Origin of the sequence: Limnospira fusiformis SAG 85.79 (assembly GCF_012516315.1) — a bacterium.
GTDB lineage: Bacteria > Cyanobacteriota > Cyanobacteriia > Cyanobacteriales > Microcoleaceae > Limnospira > Limnospira fusiformis.
This window is the reverse complement of sequence record NZ_CP051185.1, coordinates 4,071,822-4,091,679: the sequence shown is the minus strand read 5'-3', so window position 1 is coordinate 4,091,679 and position 19,858 is coordinate 4,071,822. Positions and strand designations below refer to the sequence as shown.

The window sequence follows — 19,858 nt, the reverse complement described above, 5'->3', positions numbered from 1 at the left end:
GGTTCCGGTGTGGGGTCCGGCTCGGGTGAGGGGTCAGGTTCCGGTGTGGAGGTCCGGCTCGGGTGAGGGGTCAGGTTCCGGTGTGGGGTCCGGCTCGGGTGAGGGGTCAGGTTCCGGTGAGGGGTCAGGTTCCGGTGAGGGGTCAGGTTCCGGTGTGGGGTCTGGCTCAGGTGAGGGGTCAGGTTCCGGTGTGGGGTCATCGAACGAGCCACTGACACCCTTAACGTCAGTTTCCGGCAGTGGTTCTACAGTAATCTCTGGGAGTGGTTCTACAGTGATGGTGGCCGTGGCTGTATCGGCACTAAAGGGAGTCGTGCCACCATGGTCGCGAACATTTGCAGTGCTACCGACGGCGCGTTCATCGGATGGGTCCCAGGCGCGGAAGCTGTAAGTGGCTTCTCCGGAGTAGTCGGAGTTGGGGACAAACCGGACTTGGCTGCTACCGTCGAGGAGGAGGGCGTTGGTTTGACGAACTGCTGGGAAGTCTACCCAAGTCGTGCCACTGTCCGTGCTGTATTGCCAGGTGCCGTTGCTGGTGTCCGCTTCAATAATGGCTTTGCCTGGTGAGGGTTCTATTGTCTCGTTGAGATAGATTCGGCTGATGCTTCTGCCACTATGTTGGCCCGTGAGCAGGATGTCGATCTGGCCGTTGCCATTGAAGTCCGCTGTGGCTACCGAACTCTGGGAAACATCGGGCAGGTTGATATCGGTGGCCTGGGTAAACCCGCCCCTGCCATCGTTGAGGTAGACTCGGCTGATGCCGTCAAAGAGATTCATTGCGCCCGTGAGCAGGATGTCGATCTGGCCGTCGCCATTGAAGTCCGCTGTGGCTACCGAACTCTGGAAAACACCGGGCAGGTTGATATCGCTGGCCTGGGTAAATCTGCCACTGCCATCGTTGAGGTAGACTCGGCTGATGCCGTCAAAGAAACTCATTGTGCCCGTGAGCAGGATGTCGATCTGGCCGTCGCCATTGAAGTCCGCTGTGGCTACCGAACCCTGGGAAACACCGGGCAGGTTGATATCGGTAAAGGTCGGGGTAAATCCGCCACTGCCATCATTGAGATAGACTCGGCTGATGGTGTTCAAGCTACTATCTTGGCCCGTGAGCAGGATGTCGATCTGGCCGTTGCCATTGAAGTCCGCTGTGGCTGCGGAACTGAAGCGAACACCGGTCAGGTTGATATCGGTGGCCTGGGTAAATCCGCCACTGCCATCGTTGAGATAGACTCGGCTGATGCGGTTATCGCTACTATCAATGCCCGTGAGCAGGATGTCGATCTGGCCGTTGCCATTGAAGTCCGCTGTGGCTACCGAACTCTGGGAAACACCGGGCAGGTTGATATCGGTGGCCGGGGTAAATCCGCCACTGCCATCGTTGAGATAGACTCGGCTGATGCGGTTATCGCTACTATCTTGGCCCGTGAGCAGGATGTCGATCTGGCCGTTGCCATTGAAGTCTGCTGTGGCTACCGAACCCTGGGAAACACCGGGCAGGTTGATATCGGTGGCCGGGGTAAATCCGCCACTGCCATCGTTGAGATAGACTCGGCTGATGCGGTTATCGCTACTATCTTGGCCCGTGAGCAGGATGTCGATCTGGCCGTTGCCATTGAAGTCTGCTGTGGCTACCGAACCCTGGGAAACACCGGGCAGGTTGATATCGGTAGCGTGGCTGAAGTTTAAGGTGTTAGGCAGTTGCTCTGCAGTGATGCTATCACCAATTATTGTCTTTAGGTTATCTCCAGTGTGGTCGGTAGTGCCTTGGAAAATTGCTGTTAGGCTAAACTCGGTTTGACTGAGAATTGGTGCGGTTCTTTCTCTAGTTAGACTGACAACTGCTGATTTCTCAGAGATGTTCCCCGCTTTATTGGTGGCGGTAGCTGTCAAAATTCCGGCACTGAGTTTCTCACGGGTAAATGTCCAGTTCCCATCCCCATCAGCAGTAGCTGTACCAATAGAGTCACCGTCTAGGAACACTTCGACTGTGCTTCGGGCTTCGGCGGTTCCTTCAATCACGCCGTTGGTGACACCCGTGGTGGTAATGGTCGGTGCCTCCGGTGGGGTGGTATCAACCAGGATGCCTGTGGTATCGCCGATATTATTTAAGGTTCGGCTGGCCGTGAAGCCATCGTCATTTTGAATGCTGGCACCGTCGGATAAGACTAAAGCCGTGCCAACCTCGATGCCATTGGTATCCTCATCGCCCTCATTAACCGTGTAACGGAAAGTGTGGGTGGTAGAAGATGACCCATCACCCACCAGGGTGGCATTCACCATACCTCCTGTGTCTAGAGTAATGGGCAAGGAGACCGCACCGGTGATAGTCACCGCCTCTGAGAAGGTGACGGTAAATTCGAGTGCCTGTCCGATGCCGTAGGTTTGGTTCGGTGGTACGCTGACTTCGGTGATGACAGTCCCGGCCGTTGTTGTTCCAAAAATATCATTATTATTTTGGTCGGGTCCGACACCATCTGCGGGTGCAGTCCCAATGGCGTTGGCTGCACTGTTATCGGTGAAGCTAACGTTGCCGAGTTGTACGACAGGCAAATCCCTAGGCATTCCTTGGTTGTTACCGTTCGTGTTGGTGGTGGACTTCATGGCAAAGATAGCACCGCCGAGTCCCTCACCTCGGTTAGCCCCTCTTCCACCTGTGGCGCTGTTATCACTGAAGCTGGTATCGAAAATGCTCAGGCTGCCACTGCGAATGAAAATGGCACCACCGAATCCCGCGCCGCCGCCGGCGGCGCCAAAGCCGCCAAAGCCGTCGCCGCCGCCAAAGCCGCCAAAGCCGCCATCGCCGCGGTCGCCGCCGCCGCCGCCGCCATAGCCGCCGCGGCCGCCAAAGCCGCCGCGGCCGCCGCCAAAGCCGCCGCCGCCGCCGCCGCCAAAGCCGCCATAGCCGCCCAAGCTGCCGCCGCCGCCGCCGCCAAAGCCGCCATCGCCGCCATCGCGGCCAAAGCCGCCGCCATCGCCGCCAAAGCCGCCGCCAAAGCCAAAGCGGCCGCCAAAGCTAAAGCGGCCATAGCCACCCTCGCCGCCATAGCCGCCATCATTGCTGTCAGAATCACCAAACAACCCGCCGCCGCCAGCGCCGCCAGCATTACCAAACATCCCGCCACCGCCAAAGCTCAATGTATTGACATTAGCCGACCCACCCTGGGCAGTGTTGTTGGTAAACTGAGCATTCTCAATCGTGACCGTTCCATCATAAATGAACAGCGCACCCCCCATCCCGGCACCCCCGCCACCGAAGCGACTACTGCCACCCAAGGCTTTCCCCTCGGTGAGAGTCAAGTTGTTGAGGTTGACCGTTCCTGACTTGACAAACAGGGGGCGAAACTCGTCACCACCGCTAATGGTGGCTGTCTCTATTTCCGTGGTATCCGGGTCATTCCCGGTAATGGTGATGTTGCTGTTAATCAGCCGCTTCATCACACCTTCAATGGTCACATCGGTTTCTAGGACAATTGTGGCGGCTGCGGGGTTTTTATTCGCCTCAAAGATTGCCCAGCTTAGGGTTCCTTCTGTATCGCCTAAACCATTATCTGTGGCTTGGGTAACTCGAAAAATTGCCATGATGTTGACCTCGTTTAGATAAATAAAAATGACTGATGGGTGAAAACAGAGTCCAGCTTAGGATGCCTCTCCCCTCTGTGGGGTGAGGCAGGCTAAAGGCTAGGGGGACGAGCTAAATTGGGTTTCACGCTCAGGAGTCTCCTGTTACAGTGGGTAAGAGTCCCGGATAGAACAACTCGTAAAACCAGCGATAAGAGGTTTGCAGTTCCACTTGCATCCGAGAGGAAATCGGATGTTTCCCTGGGGGCTGAATTTGGGGATAGGTTTGATGGAGATATTTGAAGCGGTAATAACTGTCCGCTTCTGAGGGTCGCACCGTTAGGTTTTGGGGGTCAATCTTCACGGGTTCTAGGTTCAACCAGGTGAATAAGTCCCCCATGACTTCCAGGGGTTGGCTCATCAAATGCTCGAAAACGACGAAAAATAACCGTTCTTGCTGCTCTGGAGTTCTCTCCTGTAGCCCCTGAATGGCTTCCAGAGGACCGCCAACGACTCCCTGAGGGGCAAACAGCCGCTCACAGCGTTGGTAAGGGGCGAGATTGGCTAAGTCATCGGGAAAGTCTAGCAGGAGAGTCTTCTGGTGTTGCTGTTCAATGGAACCATAAATTTGTCCCAGTTCCCTGACACAAACCACCAGGCGACAGTTGGGGTCTAGGTGTAGGGCTAAATCCAGGGAGTTCAGCCAACCTCGATTTTTATCAACGACCCAGTTTTTCTCGGTTTCGGCAAACCAACCGTTGATAAATCCCCGATAGGCATTCAACAGCCGTTGATACACCGGTTCAAATTGATGGTCGAGTTGGGAGAGCAAAAACTCGTTATCACTCAGGTGGCGTTGCAGGGTTTTAATCCCACTGAGTAAGGGGGAACTGTGACCGGGACTATAAATGGCTGGATGTTCTCCCAGCAGTTGACAGGTGAGAGTTGAACCAGACCGGGGTAATCCGGTCACATAGATGATATTTTTATGGAGGGTTGGGGTTGATAAAGACATTTTGGCTCGGAATTTTAGACTTGGGCAGCTATGGACTCAAGATGCAGTGGTATAGGGAAAAACTGTTTTTCCAGCCTGCTCCTGTTGGGGAATGAGGGGGTGGGTCTGAAGTTCTATGACCCTGACTCCCTCCCCTCTGGGGTCGGGCCCAGTGGGGTGAGTGGCAGCCAGGACATAGAGGCGGTCTGAGGTAGCCTGAATTGTCATGGGACGGTCAAATTCCGAGATGGGGTGTAGATTTGGCGGTCGGGTTGGAGTCCTCTGAGACAGAGGCGGTTGGTTTGATAGGTGGTGAGTCCTAGGCTGAGTTGCTGTGGGTCTAGCCATTCTCGGAAATGGCGGGAATACGGAATGGTGAAAGTTTTGGGATTTGACATCATCTTAGTTATGGCTGTGTTTCCCCTTTATTTATGAGTCAGGAAAATCATCTGGAATAAGTTGGGGATTGGCTGATAATAGTCAAGAGGTTGGCAGGTTTAATGGTTGGTGTGGGATTTTTGACAGCACAAAAAACCCCCATCAATCTGCATGGGAAAAAACTCAACTACTTGAGCCAAATACAGCCTCGGAGAGAGACACGACGTGAATCTCGGAAACTGGTCGTAATTATCCAGATTATTCAGTCAATAAATCGCAGCCCGTCTGTGTTCAGCTAACAACTGCACACACAGCTTGATTGAGAATATATTGGATTGTTTCCTGACCAGATGGGATTAGGTAGACTCGATTCCCCGGAGGTTCAGAGGATAACCCCGAAACCAGGGAGGAGTCATTGGTCTCGGTTTCTGATTGGGAAAACGAGATGATTAGGCAGGGCTTTAGTAAACCCATGACACGAGTATATCACACCTCCATCAATTTTTATATCCGATTTGTGCAACTTTTTGAGGCTGGGACTGGGGTCTGATGATGCCGGATAGTTGATGTGAAATAGCCCTTTGATGCGGGAGCCAAAAAGCGATCGCTCTACTACAGGGAATCCTATTAAGCGACGATATCCCATTAATAATACAGTATGGGGGCGGGATAATTTATAATGGATAATAAATTGACTCTATTAATCTCATGCCATGACAAGAACTGATATATTATCAATGCTAACCTGGGACTTACTGAATTTGATGTGGATAGCCTGCGGGTTATTTGTGGCAGGAGTTTTAGAAGCATTCTTATGGAAAACTCCACCGTTTCAATTATTAAACTTCCCGGTGCAAAAAGAATGGTTTGGCGAAAACAAAAAATGGCGGGGTCTCATTAGTCTACCCCTCACTTTTATGGTGAGTGTATTCGGGTTTCAATTCCTAGAATCATTGGCGGGAATTAACCCGGATTTTCCTATCCATTTCCAAGACTTTAAGGCGGTTGAATTTGGGTTGCTAACCGGGTTGGTATTTAACCTGTCAGAATTGCCCAACTCTTATATCAAACGTCGGCTAAATATTGCCCCGGGAGAAGAAGCGAATATCATTACTTATCTGTTTGACCATATAGACTCGACCTATGGAGTTCTGATTTTATGGTATTTTTACTTCCACTTTCCCCTACATTTTATCAGTGTGGGTTTAATCGCCACTCCCTTATTATTTATGGGTGCAACTTGGCTACGAAAAAGGTTAGGGTTGAAGTAATATCATACCATATTCACGAGTAGAGGCGGGTTCTGGAGTTGGCTATATTCCTCCCCAAAAGCAGGACATACCCGCCTGTTATAGGCGGGTGAGACTCTCTAAAAAATCAGAAAATCATCGGGTGATAACTCGGTTATCCCTGTGATATTTTGGAGTCTGGCTAAAATCTGGGAGTCGTCCCCGGTAGTATTATCACCATCACCATCATAAATGATGTAAGTATGGCTACCATCATCATAAGCAAACAGATTATTTCCATTCAAGACATTAGATGAAATATCAGTTTGAACGGTTAGGAGAATGCGGTCAGTATTGGGAATCAAATCACTAGATAAAGCGATCGCATCTCCTTCGGCATCTCCCAGACCTGTGAAATCGGCGATCGTATCATATAACCCGGTGCCAATTTGTTCATCAATACTACCTGTACTATCAGCATTAAATGCGGTGCCGCCACCATCATCAGGGGTTTCATAGGCAAAAATGTTATTACCAGTACCACCGACCAAGCAATCACTCCCCAAACCACCAACTAGGCTATCATTACCACCCAATCCCGATAAGGTATCATTACCCCCTAGACCAATTAGGGTATCATTACCAGCGCCACCAGTCAAAAAGTCGCTAAATTCACCCCCTGTAACTGTTTGTGGATCATCAGTAGGTCGGGGTAGCCATTCAACGCTAATCATAGCGGTGGCGGTTCCACCCTGTCCATCATTAATGAAATAGGAGAACTCATCAGTTAGTGTGTCATTAGTAAGTCGAGTATAATTGATTAAATTCCCGCTAGTAGTTACCAGTGCGAAGTCAGACGTGCCTCTGATACTTTCTAAGGTAAGCGGATCTTCATCTGGATCGGTATCATTAGAAACGGGGTTAAAGGAGAATTGAGTTCTAGCGTTGGTGTAAACTGGACCATAATCCACAGCCACCGGAGGCCGATTTATAAGCAGGATATCAATAGTTGTCCGAGGTTCATTACTGTCATCACTGCCATCATTCACAACCACTATTACTATGCGGTTTGTAGTGTCAGGACGATTTAAGGTATTGTTGTAAAACACGCGGGAAATAGCTGTTTGATAGTTGGCTAAAGAGGCACTACCAGAGAGGCTAAGAACCCCCGTTTCGGGATTATAGGTTTCGGCAGTGATACCCCCCGGAAGTCCGCCAATGACGGATAAACCCTCATCTTCCCCATTGATGGGATTGGTCAGAGTAATAGTTGCGGATTGGATGGTAGTATTATCTGGGTCGGTAATGCTGACATTATTAGAAGCGATCGCCACTGGCTCTCCTCCCCTTTCAAAGGTAGTAGCGAAGTTGTTACCGCCGACGACACTGTTAGTGGTATCTAAATCAATTACAGGGGGGTCATTAACCGCCACGACAGAAATAGTGCTAACAGCTAGGGGGTTATTATCATCCCTGCCATCATTTACCACGACTTCAATAATGCGATCGCTTGTATTTGGATCGAGGGAACGATTTATATATGTTACCGTTGCCAAAACCTCTTCGTAAACACTCAGGGAATTTTCCCCAGAGAGTGTTAACACCCCCGTAGTTTGATTATAATTAGCCGTAATATCGGTATCACCCGTATTAACTGCTAATTCCTCAAAATCCCCATCTAACAGATTAGTAATCCTGACAGTAGCGCCCACTAGGCTATCATTATCAGGGTCGGTAATCCTAACACCATCACCAGAAGCGATCAAAACTGGTGGCTCTTTTTCGGTGAAAGTAGTGGCAAAATTAAGGGTTCCCGAATCATCAGGACTCAGATCCACAACAGGAAGTTCATTAACCCCGGTGACAGTAATGGTGACGGTAGCCGTGGCTGTAAGACCCATATCATCAGCTACTGTGTAAGTAAACGTATCTTCTAAAGTTTCCCCTTCCTGCAATGCTATAAATGATTCTACCTCCCTTGGGTCAAAGGTGTAGCTACCATTAGGATTAACCGTAACTGTAGCACCCCGAGAACTATTAGAGTCAAAATCAACCACCTCTAACGGACCCCCTTCCGGGTCTGTATCATTACTCAGCACACCTCTAGGCGCATTTACAGTTAAGACTGTATTCGCCAGGATACTATTGCTATCATCGACAGCAACAGGAGGTTCATTAACTCCAGTTACAGTAATGCGGACGGTAGCCGTAGCCTGATTACCATCAATATCCTCGATAGTGTACGTGAAAGTATCAACTATCTCCTGTTCTTCCCGCAACGCCAATAAAGCATTAGCATTTCTGGGGTCGAATGTATAACTACCATCGGGATTAACTTGTACTGTAGCACCCTGAGCGCTCCTGCCATCAAAAGCCACAACTGTTAACGGATCCCCGTCTAAATCGAAGTCATTGGCGAGAACTCCCTCCGATGACTCAACACTCAAAATTTGGTTAGCAAGGGTGTTATTCTCGTCATCAACAGCCGTAGGGAGAGATTTTACCAGCACCGTCACTGTGGCTGTGTCAGTACCTGAACGTCCATCACTAATGGTGTACTCAAAACTAGCTTCTCCGAGAAAGTCCGAGTCCGGGGTAAATAACACATCACCGGCTTCTGGGTCTAGTTCTACTGTACCGTTATTAGCATTAGCCACTTCTATGATGGTCAGAACATCACCATCAGGGTCGCTATCATTAGCTAGTAAAGTTTCCCCAGGGATGTTTATGGCAGTATTTAGTAAAGCATCAACCTGATCATCTTCCGCGACGGGTGGTCGGTTTAGGGTTTCAATGGTGATGGTATCTGTAGCCGTTAAAGGATTATCAGGATCTCCACCACCTTGGTCATTAGTCGTAATTTCCAAGCTACCATTTTCGTTGAGAAACTCTGGTAATGGGGTAAATGTTAACCCTTCTAAGGCTTGGTTAATAGCTGAGAGAGTACCAGTCAAGGTGAGAGTTTCCGTGTTTTCGCCAGTAACTTCCACCGCTTCGGTATTTTCCCCTGGGGTAACTGTCCCATTGGTCGCCACTATAGTCACCACTAACGGGTCATCCCCCGCGTCTGGGTCAGCAATGGTAATAGCATTATCAGTTTCTGTGCTAAATACCAGCGGTGTATCAGTATTAGTGGCTTGGGTTTCTGGTACGTTGTTACTGGGTGGTTCATTAACCCCGGTGACAGTAATGGTGACAGTAGCGGTGGCTGTACTACCCATATCATCAGCTACTGTATAGGTGAAGGTATCTTCTAAGGTGGCACCAGACCGCAATGCTATAAATGATTCTACTGCGGTTGGGTTGTAGGTGTAGCTACCATTAGAATTAACGGTAACTGTAGCACCCCGAGAACTATTAGAGTCAAAACCAACCACCTCTAACAGACCCCCTTCCGGGTCGGTATCATTAACCAAAACTCCTTGAGCCGCATTTACAGTTAAGACTGTATTCGCCAGGATACTATTGCTATCATCGACAGCAACAGGAGGTTCATTAACTCCAGTTACAGTAATGCGGACGGTAGCCGTAGCCTGATTACCATCAATATCCTCGATAGTGTACGTGAAAGTATCAACTATCTCCTGTTCTTCCCGCAACGCCAATAAAGCATTAGCATTTCTGGGGTCGAATGTATAACTACCATCGGGATTAACTTGTACTGTAGCACCCTGAGCGCTCCTGCCATCAAAAGCCACAACCGTTAACGGATCCCCGTCTAAATCGAAGTCATTGGCGAGAACTCCCTCCGATGACTCAACACTCAAAATTTGGTTAGCAAGGGTGTTATTCTCGTCATCAACAGCCGTAGGGAGAGATTTTACCAGCACCGTCACTGTGGCTGTGTCAGTACCTGAACGTCCATCACTAATGGTGTACTCAAAACTAGCTTCTCCGAGAAAGTCCGAGTCCGGGGTAAATAACACATCACCGGCTTCTGGGTCTAGTTCTACTGTACCGTTATTAGCATTAGCCACTTCTATGATGGTCAGAACATCACCATCAGGGTCGCTATCATTAGCTAGTAAAGTTTCCCCAGGGATGTTTATGGCAGTATTTAGTAAAGCATCAACCTGATCATCTTCCGCGACGGGTGGTCGGTTTAGGGTTTCAATGGTGATGGTATCTGTAGCCGTTAAAGGACCGCCTTCTCCGGTGTTTCCGAGGTCGTTGGTGGTAATTTCTAACTGTCCGTTTTGGGCATTAAATCCCTCGGTGGGGGTAAAGGTTAAACCATCTAGGACGCGGTTAAGTGAATCTATTACACCTGTAAGGGTTAGGGTGTCGGTGTCGCTGCCGTTAATTTGCACCCCTTCTGTATTGGTGCCGACTGTTAAAATGCCGTTGGTGGCAACTAGGCTAACTTCTACTGGGCTACTACCAGCATCAGGGTCGGCAATACTAATGGAATTGTTGTTCTCTTCACTGAATACTAAGGGGGTTTCTCCATCGGTTTCTTGTGGTTCGGGAACTGTATTTTCCGGGGGGTTATTAATGGCGGTAATCCTAATGATAGAATTGGCGGGATTACTGTCTTCAATGCCATCACTAAGGATGACGGTAATTAGGCGATCGCTTGTCCCTGGTGCTAGGGATGTGTTATTATAAAATATTCGGGAAATGGCATCTTCATAAGCTACGGGAGGCGCAGTTCCAGTGAGTAGTAAAACCCCCGTATTTGGGTCATAAGCATCGGCGGTAATATTGGGAGATAAAAGCCCGGTAATTGATAAACCTTCTTCCTCTCCATTGGCGGGGTTGGTAATAGTAACAGTGGCTGAAACTATATCATCACCATCTGGGTCGCTAATGCTAATACTACCCAGTGCGCCAATACGGACAGGAGAATCTCCTTCGGTAAAGTCGGTGCTAAAATCGTTCCCAGGTGCGGCAGAATTGAGGTCAATAACAGGAGGCTCATTAACTAACTCTACATTAATGAAAACTGTAGCAGTAGCAGTTTGACCAGCACTATCTCGCACCGTATAAACGAAACTATCTACCCCCACAAAATCCCTGGGTGGTGTATAGATAAAAGATGAATTAGTCCGCTCGATTGTGCCACCTTCGCTGGTGGTTGATGGTAGATCTGTGATGGTGAGAATATCCCCTGGTCTTGACGGACTATCATTCTCTAACAGAGTGGAATTATTAACGTTTAATGAACTGTTCTGTGCCACACTAAGGGTATCATTTCCGGCTTCAATACCATCAGAAGGAGTCGGAGTCGGAGTCGGGGTCGGAGTCGGAGTCGGGGTCGGGGTTGGCGTGGGAACCGGGGGAGGAGTGGGAACAGGAGGAGTGGGAGTCGGTTCAGGACTAGGAGTCGGAGTCGGAGTCGGACTAGGTTCTGGCTCTGGGTCGGGTTCGGGTTCTGGGTCGGGTCCGGGTTCAGGTTCGGGTTCGGGTTCGGGTTCGGGTTCAGGTTCAGGTTCAGGTTCGGGTTCAGGTTCAGGTCCGGGTTCAGGTTCAGGTTCAGGTTCAGGATCTACTAAAGGTCCGTCTGGGTCGATGAGAAAATCTGTTTCGTCCAGCATGGCTGGATCTACATTTAATAAAACTGCTAAAAAGTCTCCGGTATTGCGGTCTATGAGCAATGTATTTCTGATATTGGCACCTTCACCACGACGAATTTCAATATCCGCAAAGGTGAGTCCTCCGGTTAATCCAATTTTGTCAACACCAGCTTGAAAGTCGGTGATCAAATCTGCTAATTCTGGGGAAGCGCCGCCAGTGGTACCTGTAATTACACTACCACCACCTTCAGACGCACTGACAACTAAGCCAACAACAAATATATTTCTACCACCACCACCAGTGAGGGTATCAACACCACGACCGCCTTCTAGTAAATCATTACCTTCATCTCCAAAGAGGCGATCGTTACCCTTTCCGCCTCTTAATATATCATTACCATCACCGCCAAAAATTATGTCGTCACCGGGACCGCCAAAGATAGTATCATTCCCCTTACCACCAACGAGTTCATCATTACCATCATCACCAAAGAGTAAATCGTTACCAGTCCCACCAAACAGGAAATCATTATCAGCGCCACCATAAAGGGTATTATTGCCACCACCAGCTACTAATGTATCGCTACCCTTATCGCCAAACATCAGGTCGTCATTTTCACCCCCTATGAGGCTGTCATTACCTTGACCTCCATACATGGTGTTATTACCAGAGACACCGAAGAGGATATCAGCATCTTTATCACCGAATAACAGGTCATTCCCACCTTCACCAAAAATTAAATCATTACCCTGACCACCCCGGATACAATCATCTCCGTCGCCACCATAGATGGTATCATTACCGTCATTGCCATTAATGGAGTCTGCACCATCACCCCCTCGGATAAAGTCATCTCCCCCTAAACCGAAAATGATGTTATTACCACCTACACCATCGATCGCATCATTAAAATCACTACCCAGAATGGTATCGTTTCCCTCTGTACCAACTCCTGAACCTTGTATGGTGATGATTTCTGGTTCTGGGTCGGGTGCGGGTTCTGGGTCGGGTGCGGGTTCTGGGTCGGGTGCGGGTTCTGGGTCGGGTGCGGGAGTTGGTGCGGGAGTTGGTGCGGGAGTTGGTGCGGGAGTTGGTGCGGGTTCCGGTTCGGGAAACTCAAAACCCTCTGGTCGAAAGAGAATTTCCCCGCCACCACCAGGTAAAGTTTCTCCGACTTGTCCTGTGAGACTTTGCAAGCCTGAGTCAGTTTGTTCAAGATAAACAATGGAACTGGTAGCGATCGAAACAGCTTGTAAAACCGGTTGTTCAGGAATAAATAAGAGTTCCCCATTGGCTCCGGTCATGGTATCCCCGATAGTCCCCCCAAAGGTTTGAAATTTACCAGGAATGGGGTCAGCCGGAAAAATTAATTCAATATTATTAGTGTTTAGTAGACTATTACCAGGAATAACTCGGCGAGAGATGAGAGCGAGGGTGGTAGGGATATTAACACCAGTCATGATGGAACTCCTTAATAGTGATCAAGTATTAGGGGGAATATTGAAACAGGGGAGGATATGGGTTTAACTGTTCTCCCCTGCTTTGGGAAATCAGGAACTATGGCTAGATGATGATGAAATCATTAGAGCCGAGAATGGTACTAATGTTATCGGTCGAAGGATCAATTGATTGCAGAATAGCCAGGTCAAAGGCGGGTAAACTATCATCAGATAAGTCCGGGTCAAAACCGAGAATATAGTTACCTTGGAAACCTGGATAGGTGAGGTTATTCCGGTAGAGGAACAAAGCGGAACCGCCATCTGAACCCCTTTGATTTTTGAGCGCGGCGTTAACGGCTTGAATATTATCAAAGGTGTCTTGGAAGATAATTAATTGTCGTCCGCTAATGTCGGTACCTTCGGAGCCTAGAGCGCTAATGATAGCACTTTGGAGGGGTGCGGCGGCGGTGCCAACGGTGGGAACTAAGCCATCAAAATTGTTTTCTCCAGATACAATTAAGAAGCGATCGTTTCCTGGTTGTTTAAAATCAGTGATGATATCGACTCCCTCGCCGGGGTTGAGGTAGTAGAAGACATTGTTACCGGAATTTCCTGTGAGTAGGTCAGAACCTGCTCCCCCAGATATGGTATCATCTCCACTGCCACCAAAGATGGTATCATTGCCACTGTCTCCGAAGATGAGGTCGTTACCATCACCACCAAAGACCTGATCATTACCTGGTCCAGCAAATACGGTATCATTACCGGGTCCGGCTATAATCGAATCATTCCCAGCGCCGCCAAAGATGCTGTTATCACCGCCAATTCCATCAATGGTGTCGTTACCTTCACCACCAAACAGGGTGTCATCTCCCTCGCCGCCAACGATAGAATCGTTACCCAGTCCACCAAAAATGGTGTTATTACCAGAGCCAGCAATTAGGGTATCATTGCCTGGTCCGCCTTGAATGAGATCTCGACCAATTCCACCGAAGATTAAATCGTTACCGTCATCTCCAAATAATTGGTTATCGCCTCGCTCAGTAATTATGGTGTCATTACCATCACCACCAAAAATGGTATCGTTACCTGTGCCACCAGTGAGGGAGTCATTACCAACACCACCACTGAGTAAATTACCATCATCACCGCCGATAATGGTATCGTCTCCACCTTCTCCAAATAGACTGTTAATTCCGCTACCGCCAATGATGGAATCGTTACCGGGTCCACCAAAGATGGAGTCGTTACCTTCGTTACCCAATAGGGTATCGTTTCCTTCTCCACCATCAATGACATCATTACCACTTCCCCCCACTATGGAGTCATTTCCCGGACCTCCATCGAGGATATTTCGACCGCCAACACCCACGAGGGTATCATTACCACCAAATCCTTGAATGTACTCACTCAAGGCGGTACCCTCTATGTTGTCATCTTCATCAGTTCCCTGAATGAAGTCATCCACGACTGAGATACTAAAGATTTGCTGGGGTAAGGTGGCCACACTATCTGTGAGTCGGAATACTAAATCATCTACGCCAGACTCTCTACCAGAGGTATAGATAATAGCACCAGTATTAATGCTTTCTTGGCTGAATCGATCGCCAGTTCTGATGCGATCGGTGGAAGTAGTCCCCAATCTCTGCATAATACCAGCTTGAGGCTCTCTTAATACCTCATAAAATACCTCAGTCGGAAGATTGTCTGGGTCTTCGGCAAATAGGTTATTAACTGTGATGGTTTGTTGCTGAGTTGGCAGTAGGATAATCCCGCGATTAACTACTAATTCTGGCGGTTGATTAACCTGTATAAATACAGTGGCTTGAGCAGTGTTACCACTACCATCAGTTATGGTATAGGTAAAGGTTTCCGGCTCTACAAAGCCAGGATTAGGAGTATAAGTAAATGTTCCGCCTCTGGGGTCAGCAGGACTTTGGATTAAGTCCCCCCCAGTGGTCATGGTAAATTCAATCACCCTAATAGGTTCCCCTTCTGGGTCGCTATCATTGGCGAGTACGTCAAAGGTCACTGGTTGGTTCACTGCTCGTCTCACCCGGTCATCAACTGCGTTAGGTGGCAAGTTGATAGGGGGTGGGGGTGGCGGAAGTGGAGGTACAGGAGGGGTCGGTGTGGGTGTCGGTGGTGTCGGTGTGGGTGTCGGTGGTGTCGGTGGTGTCGGTGGTGTCGGTGGTGTCGGTGGTGTCGGTGTGGGTGGTGTGGGTATGCCGATGTCCAAGCCGACGACGGGGACAAAATCGGAGGCGGTTAAGTTATTGCTGTTAACCCCAATGAGAACTGCTAGGAACTCTCCATCACTACCATTACGGATAATAGCATTCCCGGCGTTTTCCTCGCTTTGGGTAATGCTGAGTTGTTCAAAGGTGAGGTTCCCCAACAAACCAATTTTATCAGTCCCACCAGTGAAGTCATTAATGACATTAGCTTCTTCTACGCTACCGCCTCCACTACCTTCGGCGATCGCAAAGGTATCACTACCGGAACCACCTGTTAGGGTATCGGCTCCGGGACCTCCAAATAATAAATCATCTCCCACTTCTCCAGCAATTTGATCATCACCTTCGCCGCCGATGATAGTATCGTTTCCTGGTCCACCAAAAATGGTATCGTTTCCAACTCCTCCAAATAATAGATCAGCACCATCATTACCGAAGATTAAATCATCTCCCTCGCCACCATAAATCGTGTCGTTGCCGTCATCTCCCCAGAGGATATCATTACCCTTGTCGCCAAAAATCAAGTCATTCCCAATACCACCCCGAATGCAGTCGTTGCCGTCCCCGCCATACATAGAATCTGCCCCAGGTCCCCCCAATAGGGTATCGTTGCCGAGGTTGCCGAATAGTAAGTCATTACCATCCCCACCAATCATCAGGTCATCTCCCTGACCTCCATAGGCGGTATCATTACCCGGTCCACCGTCTAGGGTATCGTTCCCTTGGTTGCCGAATAGTAGGTCATCGCCTTCCCCACCTTGTAGGAGGTCGTTTCCTGCCAAACCGAAGATGGTATCGTTTCCAGCTAAACCACTGATGACATCATCTCCTGATGAGCCGATAATCGAGTCATCTCCGGTAGTTCCTTGACCTATTCCTTCGATAATTTGGGGAAGGTCGGTAGGTTGAACTGAGATCACCACTTGCGCTAGGTCGGAGTCTGTCCCGTCGGTGACATTGTAACTAAAGCCATCAGTACCAAAAAAGTCTGGGTTGGGTCGATAGGTGAAGATTCCCGCACCGTTAAAGATTAGGGCTCCGTTGGCGGTGCTGCTGAAGTTTTGAACGCTGAGGGTATCTCCGTCTGGGTCTGTGTCGTTGAAGAGTACATCAAAAAAGGTGTCTTGTCCCTGGGTGGTGGTGACAAAAACATCGTTGGCTATGGGGGGTTGATTTTCCCTGGGTTCTGGTTCTGGGTCAGTTCCTGGGTCAGTTCCTGGATCTGGTGATGGGTCAGTCCCTGGGTCTGGCTCTGGGTCTCCTGCATCGTCAGGGATAAAGACAAAGGAGCCGTCTGCACGGCTTTGGAGTCTACCGGGTTCTCGATTTAGAACGGTGAGGAATCCTTGGTCTTGTCCGCCGGCTCTAACTACTATTACGGTTTCACTGCTACCTTGAATTGTAGCTTCAAAGCCTGGCTCATCGGGAACAAATAGTGTGACTCCTCCCTCTCCGAGTAGGGTATCCCCTAAGCCGTTGGAGGCGGGTAATATGTTGGTGATGGACCCAGGGAAGGTTTCAAATCTGTTGGGTATTGGTTCGGCGGGAAAGATGAGGACAACTTGGTTGAGGCTGAGAATTTGATCTCCAGGAGATACTCGCAACGCAAGTTGAGCGGGGGCGGTGGGAATGGTTGAACTGGTCATGAGGTGACTCCTAATTGGTGATGACTTGGGAATTTTGGCATAGACAAGGGGTTATTTTAACGGTTAGGCTATTTAAGTTTTTGGGGGCATGATTTGGGGAAGGTAGCCACATGGGTGATTTGAAGTCATCGCCATAAGATGAATGGCTATCAATTTAAACAGATTAATGATGGCTCAGTCAATGCCCGTATACTAATATCGCAGAAACTGTGACTTTTAATCATAAATTATTGAGGTTTTCCGGTGACTGATTCTGGAAAATCAAGAGGTATTATTGAGTATATTTGTCATGCACAAACACTGAGAATTTACTGGTTCAGGGTGAATTATAGCTGAATTGGGAATTAATCAGCATTAAAAAATATTTGGTATGATTGAGATTATCTGATGAGTTTAGGGGGGTATTGAGCGGGATTTCATAAATTTAATTTGATTCATATGGCGGTTTTCCTAACTTCTCTCTTGGCAGAACTGATATATATACTACCCAGTTTTATCTGAGGTTTATCGACGGTTTCAACTATTGGGGAATGTAGGGTCGCAAAATTTTTCGCCCCTACAGATTAGGTCTAGGGGCGTATTGTACACTATTAACGAGGGGTAGAAGAGGTCCGAGTTGTTCTTGACCGTTAACTGATAATTCACTATGACACAGGTAAAGGCGATCGCTAACCCGACTTAATAAATCCCAGACTATCCTTTGTAGTCTTTGTTGGTTTGCTGCCATCATATCCTCACTGGTCCAAGGCTGTCTCTGCTGTTGAATATCTCTGAGAAACAGAGGCGCACCCCAAAGGCTACTGGCTCCCTCTTGGAACCAGAGGGGTGAGGCCACATCTAGCCAAAAGTGCCAGGAATGGGATTGGTGATTGACACGGTATTGGAAAATGGTGGCGAGGGTGACACGATGAGGTTTAACAGCCATTTCTCCCATGGGATAGGGGTTGGCGGTCACAACTCCCCGGCGCAACAGTTCAATAAATTGGCGAGTGATTTCGACGGTTTCTAAGGGTGATGGCTGGGGTTTGTCTCTGGTATAAATATTCCAAAAGTGGATGGCGGTTTCCATTAATTCCCGCAACAGGTCGATTTGTGCAAAAACCTTTAAGGCTGGGCGATTCATATCCATAATTAAGTAAGATGAACCTGTAGCCCTAGGAAGGAAAAATTCCTGGATGGCTCGCTCTAATAAGGCGACAGGACTGGGGAGGAGGTTCTGATGATACTGCTGTTGCTGTAGGGCTAACCACTCACAAATATATTTATAGGTGTTGGCTGCACGGTAGCCGAGGCAGTCCCAGCGTGGAAAGGTATTAATTGGCAGTAATTTCGGATTTTGCACATCAAGGGCGAAACAGTGATCAGCTAATAAACCGGCTCGCACTGGATCGATCGCATTCTGGATGGGAAAATTGGCCGCGGGTGAGTCGGGGTCTGATGTGCTGCTGTGTTTACTCTCTGGGATATGGCTACTGATAATGGTCAGCATTTCGGCGATCGCATCTTTATCTACTAACCGTCCTAAGCCTGGATATACTAAGGCTAGTAGGGTAAGTAGCGATCGCACTACGGAAGAAGTTATCAGCGGTTGCTGTGGTTGAATTTCTTCTAGGGCAATACCTTCATGGGTTAAAATTTCCCGAATGCTATAGCGGGCGATCGCATCTAGCCCCGGAGCGATGATAGCAATATCCTGGGGCTGTACTTGATCATTTTTAATGGCTTCTATGATGGTTGTAGCAGTCCGCCGCAATAGTTCAGCCCTAGAGGTGGTTTCTATGGCAAAAACTGACTGCTGAGAGTTGCTCAAGTCGGGAAAGTGACCATAATCTTGATTTATCCATGACACCACCTGAGTACCGAGAGTTTTCGCTAAACCCTCGACAGGAGAAAGCTGTTCTATCTGACAGCGATCTTGCAACTGTGCTAGATATTTAGGATCTGCCCCTAAACCTAGTCTCACTGCACCTTGGGGATTGTAAGTAAATGCTCCCATCACTTGATTCTCTAATAAAAACTCGAATACATGGCGGGCGATCGCTGGGTATTCATCCACATCATCGGCTAAGATAACTCGATGCTGATTGAGCAGATGCTTTTGATAGGTGGGATGCTTTAACAAATGTGGCCAATATAAATCTGCTATAATCCCATAAGTCAGTAATCCCTTTTGCTGACACCAATTTTGCCAACGCAGGAGCATCTCGGTCATACAGGTATAGGTTGTCTCAGGAATGTCATCAACAGCCTCATGGCGTTCTAAAATACTAGGCAGATCTTCAACAGGCGTGCCGCTGAGTGCTGCTAGTTGTAATAGATCGAGGGTTGTACGGACAATGCGATCGCGTCCTTTCCCAAGGTCCGTTAATTTTCCGCTATCGATTTCAGGACTCCAAAGTTGGCTGGCAAGTTCCTGTTCTAGTTCAGGACGCAACCTCTGGGGAAATTGGGCTCTCAGGTCTAGGGCTTCAATTAGCAGGGGCCAGAACAAAAGCACTTCCTGCTGAAAAAATCCCATAATGGTGATGGCGGAAAATGGATATTGTCCAGCAGATGCTTGGGTTATCCTATCAACTAAATGGCGTTTATTGGTTCCATTAGCAGCTAAAACTAGGGGACGCAAGCCTTGTAGAGGGTGCTTGGGCTTAAATGGGGCTGAATAGGGCGCTTTGATAGCGCCTAGATACATTTGACTCCAAAGACAAAATTGCTCTACCAAACGGGTAGTTTTACCTGTTCGTGAGCCTCCGGTAATCCACAGTGATTGCCAAACCACAGCCATTTCAGTAAAAGTGCTAATATACCCCGTACATTACCATTTTTTCGCGCCTAACCTCAAATAGGTGTTTATGGCAACTCA

At 48.6% G+C, this 19,858-nt stretch carries 8 protein-coding genes; 2 read left to right on the top strand and 6 right to left on the bottom strand.

Features of this window, described 5'->3' with window-relative positions:
- Positions 1 to 33 precede the first annotated feature (33 nt).
- A complete protein-coding gene (locus tag HFV01_RS19195) occupies positions 34 to 2,601 on the bottom strand; it encodes an FG-GAP-like repeat-containing protein (protein ID WP_193520299.1) in 2,568 nt (855 codons plus the stop codon).
- Here HFV01_RS19195 and HFV01_RS30955 point away from each other — a divergent pair.
- Complete coding sequence (locus tag HFV01_RS30955) at positions 2,566 to 3,321, top strand: hypothetical protein (RefSeq protein ID WP_318285807.1); 756 nt, start codon at positions 2,566 to 2,568, stop codon at positions 3,319 to 3,321. The genes HFV01_RS19195 and HFV01_RS30955 overlap by 36 nt on opposite strands.
- Positions 3,322 to 3,709: 388 nt before the next feature.
- Here the strand turns inward: HFV01_RS30955 and HFV01_RS19185 are convergent, their stop codons facing one another.
- Together HFV01_RS19185 and HFV01_RS19180 are read right to left on the bottom strand one after the other, a co-directional pair.
- The gene (locus HFV01_RS19185; protein ID WP_193520298.1) at positions 3,710 to 4,573 is read right to left on the bottom strand and encodes a sulfotransferase family protein; all 864 of its coding nucleotides are present in this window, start codon (positions 4,571 to 4,573) and stop codon (positions 3,710 to 3,712) included.
- 203 nt (positions 4,574 to 4,776) lie between these two features.
- Positions 4,777 to 4,953 (bottom strand): hypothetical protein, encoded by a 177-nt coding sequence (locus HFV01_RS19180; RefSeq protein WP_193520297.1) that lies wholly within the window; start codon positions 4,951 to 4,953, stop codon positions 4,777 to 4,779.
- A 690-nt stretch (positions 4,954 to 5,643) separates the two neighbouring features.
- Between HFV01_RS19180 and HFV01_RS19175 the strand changes: the two genes are divergently transcribed.
- Complete coding sequence (locus HFV01_RS19175; protein WP_231296414.1) at positions 5,644 to 6,201, top strand: CDP-archaeol synthase; 558 nt, start codon at positions 5,644 to 5,646, stop codon at positions 6,199 to 6,201.
- Positions 6,202 to 6,299: 98 nt separating this feature from the next.
- On the opposite strand, the gene HFV01_RS19170 is transcribed toward HFV01_RS19175, so the two are convergent.
- The 3 genes from HFV01_RS19170 to HFV01_RS19160 all read right to left on the bottom strand — a co-directional run bounded on the left by HFV01_RS19170 (position 6,300) and on the right by HFV01_RS19160 (position 19,780).
- The gene (locus HFV01_RS19170; protein ID WP_193520296.1) at positions 6,300 to 13,136 is read right to left on the bottom strand and encodes a cadherin-like domain-containing protein; all 6,837 of its coding nucleotides are present in this window, start codon (positions 13,134 to 13,136) and stop codon (positions 6,300 to 6,302) included.
- 103 nt (positions 13,137 to 13,239) lie between these two features.
- Positions 13,240 to 16,998, bottom strand: a complete 3,759-nt coding sequence (locus tag HFV01_RS19165; protein WP_193520295.1) for an Ig-like domain-containing protein — start codon at positions 16,996 to 16,998, stop codon at positions 13,240 to 13,242.
- A 556-nt stretch (positions 16,999 to 17,554) separates the two neighbouring features.
- Positions 17,555 to 19,780: a hypothetical protein gene (locus tag HFV01_RS19160; RefSeq protein ID WP_006668059.1), complete on the bottom strand. Its 2,226-nt coding sequence runs from the start codon at positions 19,778 to 19,780 to the stop codon at positions 17,555 to 17,557.
- Positions 19,781 to 19,858: the final 78 nt, after the last annotated feature.